Genomic DNA, 14056 nt, shown 5'->3' with positions numbered 1-14056 from the left:
CGGGCCCCCGCCCGGGCCGACCGGTCCACCCCGACCGCCGGGCCCGCCGGCGACGCGCCGACCCCGACCCCGCCGGAGGCGGACCCGACGACGCCGCAGGCCCCGGCGGCGGCCGGGCGGGCCCGGTGGCGGACCGTCGCGGTCCGGGTGACCACCGTGCTGGCCGGGATGCTGGTCCTGGCGGTGCTGACCGCACCGGACCGGCTCGACCAGGTCACCCCGGTCGCGTTCCTGCGGGTGCCGATCGAGGGGCTGCTGGCTGCCGCCCTGCTGCTGGCGCTGCCCGGTCGGGCCCGACGGCCGGTCGCCGTGTCGATCGGGGTGGTGCTGGGGCTGGTCGCCATCGTCAAGGTGCTCGACCTGGGCATGTCGGCCAGCCTGGCCCGCCCGTTCGACCTGGTCCTCGACTGGGTGCTGCTCGACGACGGGTACGCCTTCCTCACCGACTCGGTGGGTACCGGCGGCGCGGTCGCCGCCGCCGTGGGGCTGGTCGCCCTGGTGGTCGCGTTGCTGGTGCTCACCAGCTGGTCGGTGCTGCGGTTGACCCGGGTGGCGGCCGGGCACCACCGGGTCGCCACCCGGGTCGTCGCCGGCCTCACCGCGCTGTGGGTGGCCGCCGCGACGCTCGGTGTGCCGGTCGCCGACTCCGGCACGGCGACCCTGGTCGGGCAGCACGTCGGTCAGGTCGGCGCGGGACTGCGGGACCGTCGGGAGTTCACCGACCAGGTAAACCGGGACGCGTTCCGCGACACGCCCGGCGACCAGCTGCTCACCGCGCTGCGCGGCAAGGACGTGGTGCTGGCGTTCGTCGAGAGCTACGGCCGGGACGCGGTCGAGGACCCCGAGTTCGCCGGGCAGGTCGGTGCGGTGCTCGACGGTGGCACCCGGCGACTGGCCGCCGCCGGGTTCACCGCCCGCAGCGGCTTCCTGACCTCACCCACCGCCGGTGGCGGGAGCTGGCTGGCCCACGACACCCTGCTGTCCGGGCTGTGGATCAACAACCAGCAACGGCACGACAGCCTGCTGGCCAGTGACCGGTTGACCCTCAACGGGGCGTTCCGGCGGGCCGGCTGGCAGACGGTCGGGGTGATGCCGGCGGCCACCTCGCCCTGGCCGGAGGGGGCGTTCTTCGGCTACGACCGCTACCACGACGCGGCGGGGCTGGACTACCGGGGCCCGCAGTTCAGCTACGCGCCGATGCCCGACCAGTACACCCTGTCCGCCTTCCAACGCCGGGAGCGGGCCAACCCCGACCACGCGCCGATCATGGCGCAGATTCCGCTGGTCTCCAGCCACTCCCCGTGGGTGGCGATCCCCCGGATGCTGGACTGGGACCACGTCGGGGACGGTTCGATCTACCGCCGGCCGACGTCGGTGGCGTTCAACCCGAAGAACGTGGTGGGGCGGAGCACCACCGAGGTGCGTACCGGCTACCGCCGGGCGATCGAGTATTCGCTGAACAGCCTGATCTCCTACGTCCAGACGTACGGCGACGACGACCTGGTGCTGGTCTTCCTCGGCGACCACCAACCGTCCCCGCTGGTCACCGGCCCGAACGCCAGCCGGGACGTGCCGATCACGGTGGTCACCCGCGACCCGGCGGTGCTGGCCCGGGTGGGTGGCTGGGGCTGGCAGGAGGGGCTGCGTCCCGGCCCGGACGCGCCGGTGTGGCCGATGGACACCTTCCGGGACCGGTTCCTCACCACGTTCGGGCCGCAACCGCCGGCCCACGTCGCCGCGCCCCGCTGACCCCCGGCGGCGGCCGAGCGCGACGCCGGTCGGCGGCACTGCCCTGCGCCGGTCGGCGGCACTGCCCTGCGCCGGTCGGCGGCACTGCGCTGCGCCGCCGGCCCGGCACCCGGCTGATCCCCGGCGGCACCGACGCCGGGGATCAGCGCTTCGTGGACAGCCGCAGCGCGTTGCAGACGTCGGCCACGCCGGGCACCCGCCAGGCGACCTCACCGGCGAGCTGGCGGGCCTCGACGTCGGGCACCACGCCACCGAGGATCACCACCCGGTTCTGCACGGTGACGGTGATCCGCCGGGCCCGCAGACCCACCCCGCCCACGATCCGGTACGCCACCTCGGCGGCCAGCCGGACGTCGTCACCCGGTGGACCGGGCGGGTCGGGCTCGGGACGCAACCAGCTGTCGTCGGGCAGCGGCCACGGCATCACCACGCCGCGCTCCTCTCCCGGGGCCGGTCGGCCGTGCCGGCCCGGGACCAGTCCACCGCCTCCTGCCGGGTGTCGAAGACCGGGAAGACCCGGTCGAGCCGCATGGTGTGCAGAGCGGTGCGGACGAACCGGGACGGTCCGGCGAGGCTGAGCCGCCGGCCGCGTTGCCGGGCGTCCTGCCGGGCCCGGACCAGCACCCCCAGGGCGGTGGAGTCGATCAGGTGCACCCGGACCAGGTCGACCACCACGTGCCGGTCGGCGTCGACCGCCTCCGACAACGCGCCGTGCAGGTCGTCGCCGGTGGCGATGTCCAGGTCCCCGGCGGCGGTGACGATCGCCACCTGGTCGGTGTGCTCGACGCCGAGCACCCCGGGGGGGTCGGTGCGGCGGGGCGCGCGGGCCGGCACCGGGGCCGGTTCGGGGACCAGCTCGCAGCGGGGGCAGCGGTGCGGGCCGGTGGCGAACGGCGAACCGGTCCAGCCCTGCTCGGCGACGAACGTCCAGACCACCTCGGCGTCGGGCAGGACACAGGCCGGGCCGGTGGCGACCGTCCCGCAGCTGTCACAGATCAGGGTCATCATCGGGTCGTCCGGTACGACGGTCATCGGATCTCCTCCTTGAGGATGGCCGTGGCGGCCCGGTGGTCGCGGCGGCCCGGTGGTCGTGGCCCGGCGCGCGGTGGTCGACCGGAGACCCCGCATGCGCCGGACCACGACCGGTTCCGGTGGGTCAGGGCTCGGTGCGGCCGCCTGCGGTGCCGACGACCAGCGCCACGGCGACCCCGGCCAGGCCGACCTGCACGATCAGCTGCCGCAGCGTGTAGCCGTCGCCGTCGATGCCGACCAGCCGGCTCAGGATGGTGCCGAGCAGCGCGGCGACCAGGCCGACGGCGAGCGTGAGCCAGACCGGGACCTGCTTGCGGCCGGGGATGACGAGCCGGCCCAGCGTGCCGACCACGAGCCCGACGACGACGGCGGCGACGATGCCGGGCACGCTCATCGGCTGTGCTCCCGGACCCGCAGCGGCGCGGGTCGCCGGTGGGCGGCGGACGGGACCAGCCCGTCGCCCACCGGCAGTGCCCTCGGGGTGGTGACCATGGGCAGCACCCGGGACACCCGGGCGGCACTCAGCACGCGCAACGCCCGAGGACTGGGGTCGCGCAGCGTCAGCACGCCGCCGTGGCGGGTCAGCTCCCGGTGCACGTCGAGCAGCAGCCCGACGGCGGCGGCGTCGAGGTGCCGGCATTCGGAGAGGTCCACCACCACGTGGGCCGGGCGCAACGCGACGAGCCGGTCGAAGACCTCCCGGGACCGGGCCAGCGCGGCCAGGTCCAGGTCGTCGGTGACGCACACCTCCACCAGCGGTACGGTGCACTCCGGGCGGGATGCTCCCACGATCGGCCTCCTTCCGGCTCGCTGTCCGGACCCAGCCTGGTGGGCGAGGTTGGCGGGGGCCGCGCGGACGTATGTCAGTTGCGTGACAAATTCCGCGTACGCCGAAGCCGGTTCGTCATCGTCGGCGCGCACCGGGCACGATTTCCCGATGGCGGGCGTACTGGTGATCGAGGACGACGACCGGATCCGTCTGGCGCTGCTGCTGGCCCTGGAGGACGAGGGCTATCTGGCGCGCGGGGCGGCCACGGCGGAGGAGGGGTTGCGGGCGCAGCGGCAGGAGGCGGCCGACTACGTGCTGGTGGACCTGATGCTGCCCGGCCTCGACGGTTTCGAGTGCATCCGGCAGCTGCGCCGCGACGACGACGTGCCGATCGTGGTGGTCAGCGCCCGCGACGACACCCACGACATCGTCGCCGCCTTGGAGGCGGGCGCGGACGACTACCTGGTCAAGCCGGTCGCCATCAAGGAACTCTCGGCCCGGTTGCGGGCGCTGCGCCGCCGGGGGCGTACCGCCGTCGCGCCGTCGGCGGCGGTGCCGGTGCTGGCCTTCGGCCCGTTGGAGATCAGCCCGGAGGCCGGTGAGGTACGCCGGGCGGGACAGCCGGTGCCGGTGACCCGCACCGAGTTCCGGTTGCTCTGCGAGCTGGCCGAGCACGCCGGCCGGGTGCTGTCCCGCCAGCAGCTGCTCAGCCGGGTGTGGGGCTACGAGACCGGTGACGAGCGGCTGGTCGACGTGCACGTGGGGCGGCTGCGGCAGAAGATCGAGGCCGACCCGGCCAACCCCCGGCACCTGGTGACCCTGCGGGGCCTCGGCTACAAGCTGCAACGATGAGGCGGCTCGGCCTGCGGGCCCGGGTCACCGCCGCGTTCGCGATCGGGGCGCTGCTGCTGTCGGCGCTGATGGCGTTGATCTCGTACGAGCTGGTGCGCCGTTCGCTGCTCGACGAGCGGGAGCGCACGGCGCTGCGGGCGGCGTACTTCGACGCGGCGGTGGTGCGGGCCGGCCTGGACACCGACACCCCGGACGTCTACGAGGTGCTGCGCACCCTGGACACCGGTGGCACCCGCCGGGCGCTGGTGCACCGCGACGGCCGCTGGTACGCCCGCACCGCCGACGAGGGCCCGTCGGGGGCGGTACCGGCGGGGCTGATGGCGATGGTCGCCGACGGTGAGCCGGCGGTGCAGCGGATCCGGGTCGACGGGCAGCCGGCGCTGCTGGTGGGGGTGCCGCTGGCCGACTCGACCGGTTACTACGAGATCACCTCGTTGCGGGAGCTGGAGCAGACCTTCCAGGTGCTGGCGCTGGCGCTGACCGTGGTGGCGGTCACCGTGGCCGGCTCCGGTGCGGCACTGGGCTGGTACGCCACCCGGCACGGGCTGCGCCCGTTGACGGCGGTGGCCGACGCGGCGGAGAAGATCGCGGCGGGGGACGTGACCGCCCGGCTCGCCCCGGGCACCGACCCGGACCTGGCCCGGCTCTCCACCTCGTTCAACCGGATGGCCGACGAGGTGGCGGTCCGCATCGAACGGGACCGCCGGTTCGCCGCCGACGTCGCCCACGAGCTGCGCTCACCCCTGCAGACGTTGTCGGCGGCGGCCAGCGTGCTGTCCCGGCGTCGGGACGGGTTGGACGACCGGACGGCCACCGCCGCCGGCCTGGTCAGCGAGGAGATCACCCGGTTCCAACGGCTGGTCAACGACCTGATCGAGTTGGCCCGCAGTGACCGGCCGGTGCAGCGGGAGGAGGTCGACGTGCTGGCGTTGGCCCGGGGGGTGTGTCGGGGGCGGGGGCTGCCCGAGTCACTGGTCCAGCCCGGCCCACCCGCGCCGGGGCGATGGTCGGTGGACCCCCGGCGGGTGGAGCAGGTGCTGGTCAACCTGTTGGACAACGCGGTCCGCTACGGCGGTGGCCCGGTCGCGGTGCGGCTGTGGGTGTCCGACGGGGTCGGGGTGGTGGAGGTCGACGACGAGGGGCCGGGGGTGCCGGTGGCCGACCGGGAGGTGGTCTTCGACCGGTTCGTCCGGGGTCGGGCCGCGCACGACCGGGCCGGTGGGGACGGTACCGGCCTGGGGTTGGCGCTGGTCGCCCAGCACGCCGCCGCGCATGGTGGCCGGGCCGGTGTCGGTGACCGGCCCGGCGGTGGTGCCCGGTTCCGGGTGGAGCTGCCGGGGGCCCGGCCGTGACCCGCCCGCCGCGTTCCCCGGCCGTGACCCGGCGGTCGCCGTGGTCGTGGCGGTGGTTGCTGCCGGCGTTGGCGGCCCTGCTGCTCGCCGGGTGCGGGGTGCCGGCCGACGATCGGCCCCGGGCCGTCGAGCCGCCGTTCGGGCCGCCGGCCGCGCCGGCGGCGAGCAGTGTGCCGGGTCGGGTGGAACAGGCGTTCTGCCTGGTCCGCGCCGGTCGACTGGTCCGGGTGGTCCGGCAGGTCGACGCGGCCGGCGGGGTGGACGGGCACCTGCGGCGGCTGCTGGCCGGCCCCGACGATGCGGAGCGGGTGGCCGGCTTCGGCACCGCCCTGCCCGGTGCGGTGCACGTGCTGGGCGCCCGGCTGGTCGACGGGCGGGCCCAGGTGGAGGTGGAGCCGCTGGGCGAGGAGTCCGGTCGCAGCGACGAGGTGCTGGCCTACGGTCAGATCGTCTGCACCCTGGACAGCCGACCGGACGTCGCCGGGGTGTCGTTCCTGCGGCGGGGCCGGCCGCTGGAGGTGCCCCGGGCCGACGGTTCGCTGTCGTCGGGCCCGTTGACCGCCGCCGACTACCCCGCCGCCACCGGTCCGGACTGACGACCGCGCCGGGCCCGGGGTACGACCAGCGGGGTGCCGGTCTCCGGGTCCTCGACGATCCGGCAGGGCAGCCCGAACACCTCCTCGACGAGCGCGGCGGTGACCACCTCGCGCGGGTCCCCCTGGGCGACCACCCGACCGTCGCGCATGGCGATCAGGTGGGTGGCGTAGCGGGCGGCGTGGTGCAGGTCGTGCAGCACCGCGACCAGGGTGCGGCCCTGCTCCTCGTGCAGTCGGGCGCACAGGTCGAGCACCTCGATCTGGTGCGCGACGTCCAGGTAGGTGGTGGGTTCGTCGAGCAGCAGCAGGGAGGTCTGCTGGGCCAGCGCCATCGCGATCCAGACCCGCTGCCGCTGCCCGCCGGAGAGTTCGTCGACGGGTCGGTCGGCCAGCTCACCGACGCCGGTGGCGGCCATCGACGCGGTCACCACCTGTTCGTCCTGCGTGGACCACTGGCGCAGCAGGCCCTGGTGGGGGTAGCGGCCCCGGGCGACCAGGTCGGCCACGGTGATGCCCTCCGGGGCGACCGACGACTGGGGGAGCAGGCCGAGGGTGCGGGCCACCTCCCGGGAGCGCAGCGAGTGGATGTCGCGGCCGTCGAGCAGCACCGTGCCGGCGGTCGGTCGCAGCGTGCGGGCTAGGGCCCGCAGCAGGGTGGACTTGCCGCAGGCGTTGGGGCCGATCACCACCGTGAACGACCGGTCGGGCACGGCGACCGACAGGTCCCGGGCCACCACCCGCCGCTCGTAGGCCAGGGTCAGCCCGACCCCACCGAGCCGACTGTCCTCGGTCACCGTGTCCTCCTCAGATCCGGGCCGCGCGTCCCTGCGCGGCGAGCAACCACACCAGGTAGGCCCCGCCGACCAGGCCGGTGACTACCCCGACGGGCAGTTGGTGGCCGTCGATCGCCCGCTGCGCGGCCAGGTCGGCGGCGAGCAGCAGCACCGCCCCGGTCGCGGCGGCGGCGGCCAGGTTGGGGCCGGGCGCCCGGGTGAGCCGGCGGGCCAGGTGCGGCGCGACCAGGGCGACGAACGAGACCGGCCCGGCGGCGGCGGCCGCCCCGGCGGCGAGCAGCACCGCCGCCCCGAGCAGCAGTTGCCGCACCAGCGACACCGGCACCCCGAGCGCGGTGGCGGTGTCGTCACCCAGCTCGATCACCGACAGCGCCCGGGCGGTGCCGACCACCACCGGCGTCAGCAGCGCCAGCAGGCCGAGCAGTGGGACGGCCTGCGCCCGGCCCCGCCCGTCGAGGCTGCCGGTGAGCCAGAGCACCGCGCGGGCCGCGTCCATCAGCGGGGCCCGGGTGAGCAGCCAGCCGTTGACGCCGGTGAGGATCGCCGTGGTGCCGATGCCGACCAGCACCAGCCGGTAGCCGTGCAGGCCGTGCCGGCCGGCCACCGCCCACAGCAGCAGGCCGGTGGCGAGGCCGCCGAGCAGCGCCGCGCCGGACAGCAGCAGGGTGCCGCCCCCGGCCACCACCACGATCAGCGCACCGGTGGCCGCGCCCTGGGTGACCCCGAGCACGTCGGGGCTGCCCAGCGGGTTGCGGACCAGCGACTGGAGGACCGCGCCGGACAGCGCCAGGGCAGCGCCGACGGCGAGCGCGGTCACCAGTCGGGGCAACCGCAGCTCACCGACGATGAAGTCCTCGGCGGCGCTACCGCCGCCGGTGAGGGTGCGCAGCACGTCGGTGGGGCTCATCGGGTAGTCGCCGCCACCGATGGCGAGCACCCCGAGGACGACGGCCAGGGCGGTGGCCCCGAGTCCGACCACCAGGGACCGGCCGCGCCAGCGCACCGAGCGGGTGCCGATGCGGACCACCCGGGCCGGTGGGCGGGTGGGTGCGGCGGTGGCGCGGGCGCGGCTCATCGGCGGGCCACCAGACGCAGGAACAGCGGCCCGCCGAGCACGGCGGTGACCAGGCCGACCTGGAGTTCACCGGGCCGGCCGAGGACCCGGCCGAGCACGTCGGCGCCGAGCAGCAGCACCGGGGCGAGCACCGCCGCGTAGGGCAGCAGCCAGCGCAGGTCGGGGCCGGTCAGGGCGCGGACCAGGTGGGGGACGAGCAGGCCGACGAAGACGATCGGGCCGCAGGCGGCGGTGGCCGCGCCGCAGAGCAGGGTGACCGCGGTGACGGTGCCGGCCCGGACCAGGGCGGGGCGGGCGCCGAGCGCGCGAGCCGCGTCGTCGCCGAGGGCCAGGGCGTTGAGTGGGCGGGCCCCGGCCAGCCCGACCAGCAGGCCGGCCAGGATGAACGGGGCCACCGTGGCGACGGTGGTGAAGTCGGCGTTGACCAGCGAGCCGACGGTCCAGAACCGCAGCCGGTCCAGCGCTGCCGCGTCGAGCAGCATCACCGCGCTGACGTACGAGTAGAGCACCGCGTTGAGGGCGGCCCCGGCCAGCGCCAGCCGCTGCGGGGTGGCCTGCCGGCCGCCGCCGACGGCGTGCACCGCCACGGTGACGACGACCGCGCCGAGCAGGGCGAACCAGATCCAACCCCGCACCGTCGCGACGCCGAGCAGCGCGGTGCTGGTGGCCACGGCGGCTGACGCTCCGGCGTTGATGCCGAGCAGACCGGGGTCGGCGAGGGGGTTGCGGGTGAGGGCCTGCATCAGCGCGCCGGCCACCCCGAGGGCGGCCCCGGCGAGCAGCCCGAGCAGGGTACGGGGCAGCCGCATCTGCTGCACCACCGCATGCTCGGGGGAGGTGGGGGAGGTCAGGCCGTGCCACACCTCGACCAGGGTGAGCTGTTTCGCGCCGACGGCGATGCTCAGCACCGCCACCGCGACGAGCAGCAGCAGGCCCGCGCCGAGTCCGGCGGTCCGGACGCCGGTGCGCCGACGGTTCGGCGTCGCTCCCGGCAGGACGGTGGGTGGGGACAGGGTGGCGGACAGTGTCGGCTCCAGGGGGCGAGAGCGGCGCGCGCTGATTGTTGACAGCGATTTAGGTTAGGTTACCCTAACCATGCCGTCGCGGACCGGCGCGGCTCCGGCCTGACCGAAAGACGTCACATGCTGCCTTCCTCGTCCTCACCCCGACTCTCCCGCCGCGGCCTGCTCGCCGCCGGCGGCGGCGCGGCCCTGACCGCCCTCCTCGCCGCCTGCGGCGGGGGCGACGACCCGGCGAAGCCCGCCGCCGGCGGCTCCGCCGGCCCGTGGAGCTTCACCGACGACCGGCAGCGCAAGGTCGACGCACCCGCCGCGCCGACCCGGGTGGTCGCCTTCACCGGGGTGGCCGCCGCGCTCGTCGACTTCGGACTCGACTCCCAGCTCGTGGGCGTGTTCGGGGAGACCACCCGGACCGACGGCTCCCGCGAGCCGCAGGCCGGCGACCTCGACGTCGACAAGGTCACCGTGCTGGGCAACGTCTGGGGTGAGTTCAACGTGGAGAAGTACGCCGCGCTGCGCCCCGAGCTGCTGGTCACCCACATGTACGACCCGGACGCCCTCTGGTACGTCCCGGACGAGAGCCGCGACAAGATCCTCAAGCTCGCGCCGAGCGTGGCGATCACCACCGCCCGGACCCCGATGACCCGCCCGATCGAGCGCTACGCCGAGCTGGCCCGCTCGCTCGGCGCGGACCTGTCGGCCACGAAGGTCACCGAGGCCAAGGCCCGCTTCGAGGCCGCCGCCGAGCAGGTGCGGGCGGCGGTCAAGGCCAACCCGGGGATCCGGGTGATGGCCTCCTCGGGCAGCCCCGACCTGTTCTACGTCTCCAACCCGAAGGTCAGCACGGACCTGATGTACTTCGCCGAGCTGGGCGTGGACATCGTGGTGCCGACCAAGCTGGAGGCCGGCGACTACTTCGAGGCGCTGAGCTGGGAGAACGCCGGTAAGTTCCCGGCCGACCTGATCCTGCTGGACAACCGTTCCACCGCGTTGCAGCCCAAGGACCTCGCGGCCAAGCCGACCTGGGCGCAGCTGCCGGCGGTCCGGGCCAACCAGGTCACCCCGTGGGACGCGGTGCCCCGCTTCTCGTACGCGGGCGCGGCCCCGCTGCTGGAGAACCTGGCCACCGCGATCCGTTCCGCCAAGCGTCTCGGCTGACGCCGCCACCGGATCGCCGCAGCGCGCGGCCGGGTCGGCCCGTCGAGACCGGGCGGACCGTCGCCCGGCGCGACCGGTGGCGGGCGGGGTGCCCGCGTGCGGACACCCCGCCACCGGGCGTCACCGTGCCGACCGCTGCACCGGTGGTGTGCCGGTGCGGTCGCCTCCGTCCGCCGCTGCGGTGCGCCAGCCGCCGCAGGTGCGGACAGGACGACGGAAGCCGGTTCAGGCCGCTTCGACGGACCGGGTGCGACGCGCGGCCCGACCGGGCTGCTCCCAGCCGGTGCGCCGGTCGTCGGTGACGCCGGTCGTCGTGTCGCCGGCCATGGTCAGCGCCCGCTGCGCGTTGCGCGCGGCGTCGCAGGGCCACTCCTGGTGCTCGCAGAGCAGGTTGTCGCAACGCCCCGCCTGGTCCGGATGGTGTGCGTCGATCACGTCGAGGGCCATCCGCCACAGGAGCGGATCGGTCACCCCGGCGGGCACGGCGGCGCGGGTATGTCGCTGCGGGCGGTCGGTGTCGGGCATGGTCTCCCCCTTTGTCGGTACCGGAGAAGAGTCTCCACCGGGTCGGGTAGCAAAACCAACCGACCTTGGTGGGGATCACCACTCCACCCTTGTTGTGCAACTCGTTGCATAGCAGGATGCCGGGATGGCCCTCGAACACGCGATCCTGGTCTCGCTGCTGGAGCAGCCGGGCTCCGGCTACGAGTTGGCCCACCGGTTCGACCGCTCCATCGGTCGGTTCTGGACCGCCACCCACCAGCAGATCTACCGGGTGCTCGCCCGGATGGGGACCGACGGCTGGATCACCGCCGAACAGGTGGGCCAGCACGGCCGGCCCGACAAGCGGCGCTGGTCGGTCACCGGCACCGGCCACGCCGTGCTCACCGACTGGCTCCGCGAGGAGGTCCAACCGGAGGCGGTGCGCCACGAACTCGCCGTCAAGGTCCGGGGGGCCGCCTTCACCGACCGGGCCGGCCGGGTCGCCCTGCTCGTCGAGGTCGCCCGGTACCGCGCCGACCACGAGGTGGTGCTCGCCCGCTACCTGGCCGGCGAGCGTCGCGACTTCCCCGGGGGCGTCTCCGGCGACGACCGTGCCGCCCTCCAGCACGTCGTGCTGCGCGGCGGCATCGCGTACGAGCGGATGGTGCTGGCCTGGCTCGACGACGTCCTGGCCACCCTGCGCGGCCTGGACCACTGACCACCCGCACGCGCCGACCGCCGACCACCTTCGGAGAAGGGACCACCTCGCGATGACCGACGACAACCTGCTGCTCGACCCGCACCGTTACAACCCCGACCACCTGGACGAGGAGTCCCGCCGGCTGCTGCGGGCCACGGTCGACTTCTTCGAGCGCCGGGGCAAGAAGGCGCTGGTCGACAGCTACAACGACCACACCTGGTACGCCGACTTCCTCGACTTCGTCGCCGCGCAGGGGCTGTTCGCGGCCTTCTGCACCCCGGCCGCCGACGGTGGCGGTGACCCGGCCAAACGCTGGGACACCGCGCGCAACGCCGCGCTCAGCGAGGTGCTCGGCTTCTACGGGCTCGGCTACTGGTACACCTGGCAGGTCACCGTCCTCGGTCTCGGCCCGGTCTGGCAGAGCGACAACGCCGCCGTCCGGGCCCGCGCGGCGGGGCTGCTCGACGACGGGCACGTGATGGCGTTCGGCCTCTCCGAACGGGCCCACGGCGCCGACATCTACTCCACCGACATGTTGCTCACCCCCGACGGCGCGGACGGCTTCCGGGCCACCGGCGGCAAGTACTACATCGGCAACGGCAACGTCGCCGGGCTGGTCTCGGTCTTCGGTCGCCGCGCCGACGTCGAGGGGCCCGACGGCTACGTCTTCTTCGCCGCCGACAGCCGGCACCCGGCGTACCGGCTGGTCCGCAACGTGGTCAACGCGCAGATGTACGTCAGTGAGTTCCGGCTGGAGGACTACCCGGTGCGCGCCGAGGACGTGCTGCACACCGGCCGGGCCGCGTTCGACGCCGCGTTGAACACCGTCAACGTCGGCAAGTTCAACCTCTGCACCGCCAGCATCGGCATCTGCGAACACGCCATGTACGAGGCGGTCACCCACGCCCACCGCCGGGTGCTCTACGGCCGGCGGGTCACCGACTTCCCGCACGTCCGCCGGGAGTTGACCGACGCGTACGCCCGGCTGGTCGCGATGAAGCTGTTCAGCGACCGGGCGGTGGACTACTTCCGCTCGGCCGGCCCCGACGACCGGCGTTACCTGCTGTTCAATCCGATGACCAAGATGAAGGTGACCACCGAGGGCGAACGGGTGATCGATCTGCTCTGGGACGTCATCGCCGCCAAGGGGTTCGAGGCGGACACCTACTTCGACAAGGCCGCCCGGGACATCCGGGGGCTGCCCAAGCTCGAAGGCACCGTGCACGTCAACCTGGCGCTGATCCTGAAGTTCATGGCGAACTACTTCTTCGCCCCGGCCGAGTTTCCCCCGGTGCCCACCCGGCACGACCCGGCCGACGACGGGTTCCTGTTCCGGCAGGGCCCGGCGCGTGGCCTGGGCGCGATCCGGTTCCACGACTGGCGGGCCGCGTACGCCGCCCGGGCCGAGGTGCCGAACGTGGCCCGGTTCACCGCCCAGGCCGACGGGTTGCGCGAGTTGCTCGCCGCCCACCCGCCGGGCGAGGACCAGCAGGGTGACCTCGACTTCCTGCTCGCCCTCGGGCAGCTCTTCGCGTTGGTCGTCTACGGTCAGCTCATCCTGGAGCAGGCCGGGGTGACCGGGCTCGACGTCGACCTGCTCGACCAGATCTTCGACGTCCTGGTCCGCGACTTCGCCGGCCACGCCACCGAACTGCACGGCAAGCCGACCACCACCGACGCCCAGGCCACCTGGGCGCTGACCCAGGTCCGTCGCCCGGTCGCCGACGCGGCCCGCGCCGGCCGGGTCTGGTCCCGGGTCCAGGCCCTGGCCGGTCGCTACGAGATGACCCCCTGATCCCGTCCGTGGTGTCCCGTGGTGGGATGCCGTGCGGGTGTCGGCCCGTCGGCGGGGAGCGGACCCGGGTGTCGTGCCGCTGGTCCGGGCCGGGCGGCGGGCCCGTTCCGGGCGGTCGTCCGGCGGGGAGGGAGGCAGCGGATGCTCCGGGACGTCCTGCTCGGTGTCGCCGTCGCGGTGCTGGCCGCCTGGGCGGCGTTGCTGGTCGGCCTGCTGGTCGTGCGGCCCCGGGGTGCGCTGCTCACGGAGGCGCTGCGGCTGCTGCCGGACCTGCTGCGGCTGCTGCGCCGGCTGGCCGGTGACGCCACCCTGCCGCGCGGGGTACGGGTGCGTCTCGGCCTGCTGATGGCCTACCTGGCGGTCCCGATCGACCTGATCCCGGACTTCGTCCCGGTCATCGGGTACGCCGACGACGCGATCATCGTGGCTGCGGTGCTGCGCGCGGTGGTCCGCCGGGCGGGTGTCGACGCGGTACGCCGGCACTGGCCGGGCACCGAGGACGGCTTCGCCGCGCTGTGCCGGCTGACCGGCATCCGCCTGCCCGACGGCATCCGCCCGCCCGACGGCGACCGGCCGGCAGCGGGTTGACGCCGCTGCCGCGCGTCGCACCGCCCGGGGCCGATCCGGCGGCTCAGCCACCACCCCGACCCGGGGAGCCGCACCGCCCGGAGCCGACCTGTCG

At 74.8% G+C, this 14056-nt stretch carries 15 protein-coding genes and 1 pseudogene; 8 read left to right on the top strand and 8 right to left on the bottom strand.

The genetic code is table 11. The annotated features are described in order from the left end of the window. Window positions 1-147 precede the first annotated feature (147 nt). A pseudogene (locus tag AB0B63_RS08955) lies at window positions 148-1749 on the top strand (sulfatase-like hydrolase/transferase); the annotation flags it as partial. A 142-nt stretch (window positions 1750-1891) separates the two neighbouring features. On the opposite strand, the gene AB0B63_RS08950 reads toward AB0B63_RS08955, so the two are convergent. The 4 genes from AB0B63_RS08950 to AB0B63_RS08935 all read right to left on the bottom strand — a co-directional run bounded on the left by AB0B63_RS08950 (window position 1892) and on the right by AB0B63_RS08935 (window position 3570). After that, window positions 1892-2179, bottom strand: a complete 288-nt coding sequence (locus AB0B63_RS08950; RefSeq protein WP_357016099.1) for a BON domain-containing protein — start codon at window positions 2177-2179, stop codon at window positions 1892-1894. Next, complete coding sequence (locus tag AB0B63_RS08945; RefSeq protein WP_219462599.1) at window positions 2173-2781, bottom strand: STAS domain-containing protein; 609 nt, start codon at window positions 2779-2781, stop codon at window positions 2173-2175. The genes AB0B63_RS08950 and AB0B63_RS08945 overlap by 7 nt, the downstream gene beginning before the upstream one ends. Before the next feature lie 124 nt (window positions 2782-2905). After that, a complete protein-coding gene (locus AB0B63_RS08940; protein ID WP_208566599.1) occupies window positions 2906-3175 on the bottom strand; it encodes a GlsB/YeaQ/YmgE family stress response membrane protein in 270 nt (89 codons plus the stop codon). Next, complete coding sequence (locus AB0B63_RS08935) at window positions 3172-3570, bottom strand: STAS domain-containing protein (RefSeq protein ID WP_357016094.1); 399 nt, start codon at window positions 3568-3570, stop codon at window positions 3172-3174. The genes AB0B63_RS08940 and AB0B63_RS08935 overlap by 4 nt, the downstream gene beginning before the upstream one ends. Window positions 3571-3718: 148 nt before the next feature. On the opposite strand from AB0B63_RS08935, the gene AB0B63_RS08930 reads away from it, so the two are divergent. From AB0B63_RS08930 to AB0B63_RS08920, 3 genes are read left to right on the top strand one after another with little or no spacing between them, the layout of a single operon-like run. After that, complete coding sequence (locus AB0B63_RS08930) at window positions 3719-4402, top strand: response regulator transcription factor (protein ID WP_208566598.1); 684 nt, start codon at window positions 3719-3721, stop codon at window positions 4400-4402. After that, a complete protein-coding gene (locus AB0B63_RS08925) occupies window positions 4399-5754 on the top strand; it encodes a HAMP domain-containing sensor histidine kinase (RefSeq protein ID WP_208566597.1) in 1356 nt (451 codons plus the stop codon). The genes AB0B63_RS08930 and AB0B63_RS08925 overlap by 4 nt, the downstream gene beginning before the upstream one ends. Before the next feature lie 56 nt (window positions 5755-5810). Continuing rightward, window positions 5811-6350 (top strand): GerMN domain-containing protein, encoded by a 540-nt coding sequence (locus AB0B63_RS08920; RefSeq protein WP_357016541.1) that lies wholly within the window; start codon window positions 5811-5813, stop codon window positions 6348-6350. Here the strand turns inward: AB0B63_RS08920 and AB0B63_RS08915 are convergent. The 3 genes from AB0B63_RS08915 to AB0B63_RS08905 are packed head-to-tail and all read right to left on the bottom strand — an operon-like array spanning window position 6323 to window position 9151. Beyond that, window positions 6323-7111, bottom strand: coding sequence for an ABC transporter ATP-binding protein (locus AB0B63_RS08915; protein ID WP_219470065.1), 789 nt, complete (start codon window positions 7109-7111; stop codon window positions 6323-6325). The two genes, AB0B63_RS08920 and AB0B63_RS08915, sit on opposite strands and share 28 nt — an antisense overlap. Window positions 7112-7154: 43 nt before the next feature. Then, window positions 7155-8219, bottom strand: coding sequence for an iron chelate uptake ABC transporter family permease subunit (locus tag AB0B63_RS08910; protein WP_357016089.1), 1065 nt, complete (start codon window positions 8217-8219; stop codon window positions 7155-7157). Beyond that, a complete protein-coding gene (locus AB0B63_RS08905) occupies window positions 8216-9151 on the bottom strand; it encodes an iron chelate uptake ABC transporter family permease subunit (protein ID WP_219470063.1) in 936 nt (311 codons plus the stop codon). The genes AB0B63_RS08910 and AB0B63_RS08905 overlap by 4 nt, the downstream gene beginning before the upstream one ends. Before the next feature lie 210 nt (window positions 9152-9361). Between AB0B63_RS08905 and AB0B63_RS08900 the strand changes: the two genes are divergently transcribed. Then, window positions 9362-10396 carry an ABC transporter substrate-binding protein gene (locus AB0B63_RS08900; protein ID WP_208566595.1) on the top strand — a complete coding sequence of 345 codons (1035 nt, stop codon included), beginning with the start codon at window positions 9362-9364 and terminating at the stop codon, window positions 10394-10396. Window positions 10397-10621: 225 nt separating this feature from the next. On the opposite strand, the gene AB0B63_RS08895 is transcribed toward AB0B63_RS08900, so the two are convergent. Beyond that, a complete protein-coding gene (locus AB0B63_RS08895) occupies window positions 10622-10921 on the bottom strand; it encodes a hypothetical protein (protein WP_357016086.1) in 300 nt (99 codons plus the stop codon). A gap of 124 nt (window positions 10922-11045) precedes the next feature. Between AB0B63_RS08895 and AB0B63_RS08890 the strand changes: the two genes are divergently transcribed. The 3 genes from AB0B63_RS08890 (at window position 11046) to AB0B63_RS08880 (ending at window position 13962) form a co-directional block, all read left to right on the top strand. Further along, window positions 11046-11597 carry a PadR family transcriptional regulator gene (locus tag AB0B63_RS08890; RefSeq protein WP_357016083.1) on the top strand — a complete coding sequence of 184 codons (552 nt, stop codon included), beginning with the start codon at window positions 11046-11048 and terminating at the stop codon, window positions 11595-11597. Window positions 11598-11649: 52 nt separating this feature from the next. Next, window positions 11650-13374, top strand: coding sequence for an acyl-CoA dehydrogenase (locus AB0B63_RS08885; RefSeq protein ID WP_357016080.1), 1725 nt, complete (start codon window positions 11650-11652; stop codon window positions 13372-13374). Window positions 13375-13515: 141 nt separating this feature from the next. Beyond that, window positions 13516-13962, top strand: coding sequence for a DUF1232 domain-containing protein (locus AB0B63_RS08880; RefSeq protein WP_357016077.1), 447 nt, complete (start codon window positions 13516-13518; stop codon window positions 13960-13962). Window positions 13963-14056: the final 94 nt, after the last annotated feature.

It is taken from the genome of Micromonospora sp. NPDC049081, assembly GCF_040648835.1.
Classification (GTDB): domain Bacteria; phylum Actinomycetota; class Actinomycetes; order Mycobacteriales; family Micromonosporaceae; genus Micromonospora; species Micromonospora antibiotica.
The sequence above is the reverse complement of the archived record's forward strand: the minus strand, read 5'-3'. Positions and strand labels throughout refer to the sequence as shown.

Excerpts from the sequence above, each read along its gene's own strand:
- AB0B63_RS08945 (WP_219462599.1), bottom strand. The coding sequence starts at position 2,781 with ATGACCGTCGTACCGGACGACCCGATGATGACCCTGATCTGTGACAGC.
- AB0B63_RS08940 (WP_208566599.1), bottom strand. The coding sequence starts at position 3,175 with ATGAGCGTGCCCGGCATCGTCGCCGCCGTCGTCGTCGGGCTCGTGGTC.
- AB0B63_RS08930 (WP_208566598.1), top strand. The coding sequence starts at position 3,719 with ATGGCGGGCGTACTGGTGATCGAGGACGACGACCGGATCCGTCTGGCG.
- AB0B63_RS08925 (WP_208566597.1), top strand. The coding sequence starts at position 4,399 with ATGAGGCGGCTCGGCCTGCGGGCCCGGGTCACCGCCGCGTTCGCGATC.
- AB0B63_RS08910 (WP_357016089.1), bottom strand. The coding sequence starts at position 8,219 with ATGAGCCGCGCCCGCGCCACCGCCGCACCCACCCGCCCACCGGCCCGG.
- AB0B63_RS08900 (WP_208566595.1), top strand. The coding sequence starts at position 9,362 with ATGCTGCCTTCCTCGTCCTCACCCCGACTCTCCCGCCGCGGCCTGCTC.
- AB0B63_RS08895 (WP_357016086.1), bottom strand. The coding sequence starts at position 10,921 with ATGCCCGACACCGACCGCCCGCAGCGACATACCCGCGCCGCCGTGCCC.
- AB0B63_RS08890 (WP_357016083.1), top strand. The coding sequence starts at position 11,046 with ATGGCCCTCGAACACGCGATCCTGGTCTCGCTGCTGGAGCAGCCGGGC.
- AB0B63_RS08885 (WP_357016080.1), top strand. The coding sequence starts at position 11,650 with ATGACCGACGACAACCTGCTGCTCGACCCGCACCGTTACAACCCCGAC.
- AB0B63_RS08880 (WP_357016077.1), top strand. The coding sequence starts at position 13,516 with ATGCTCCGGGACGTCCTGCTCGGTGTCGCCGTCGCGGTGCTGGCCGCC.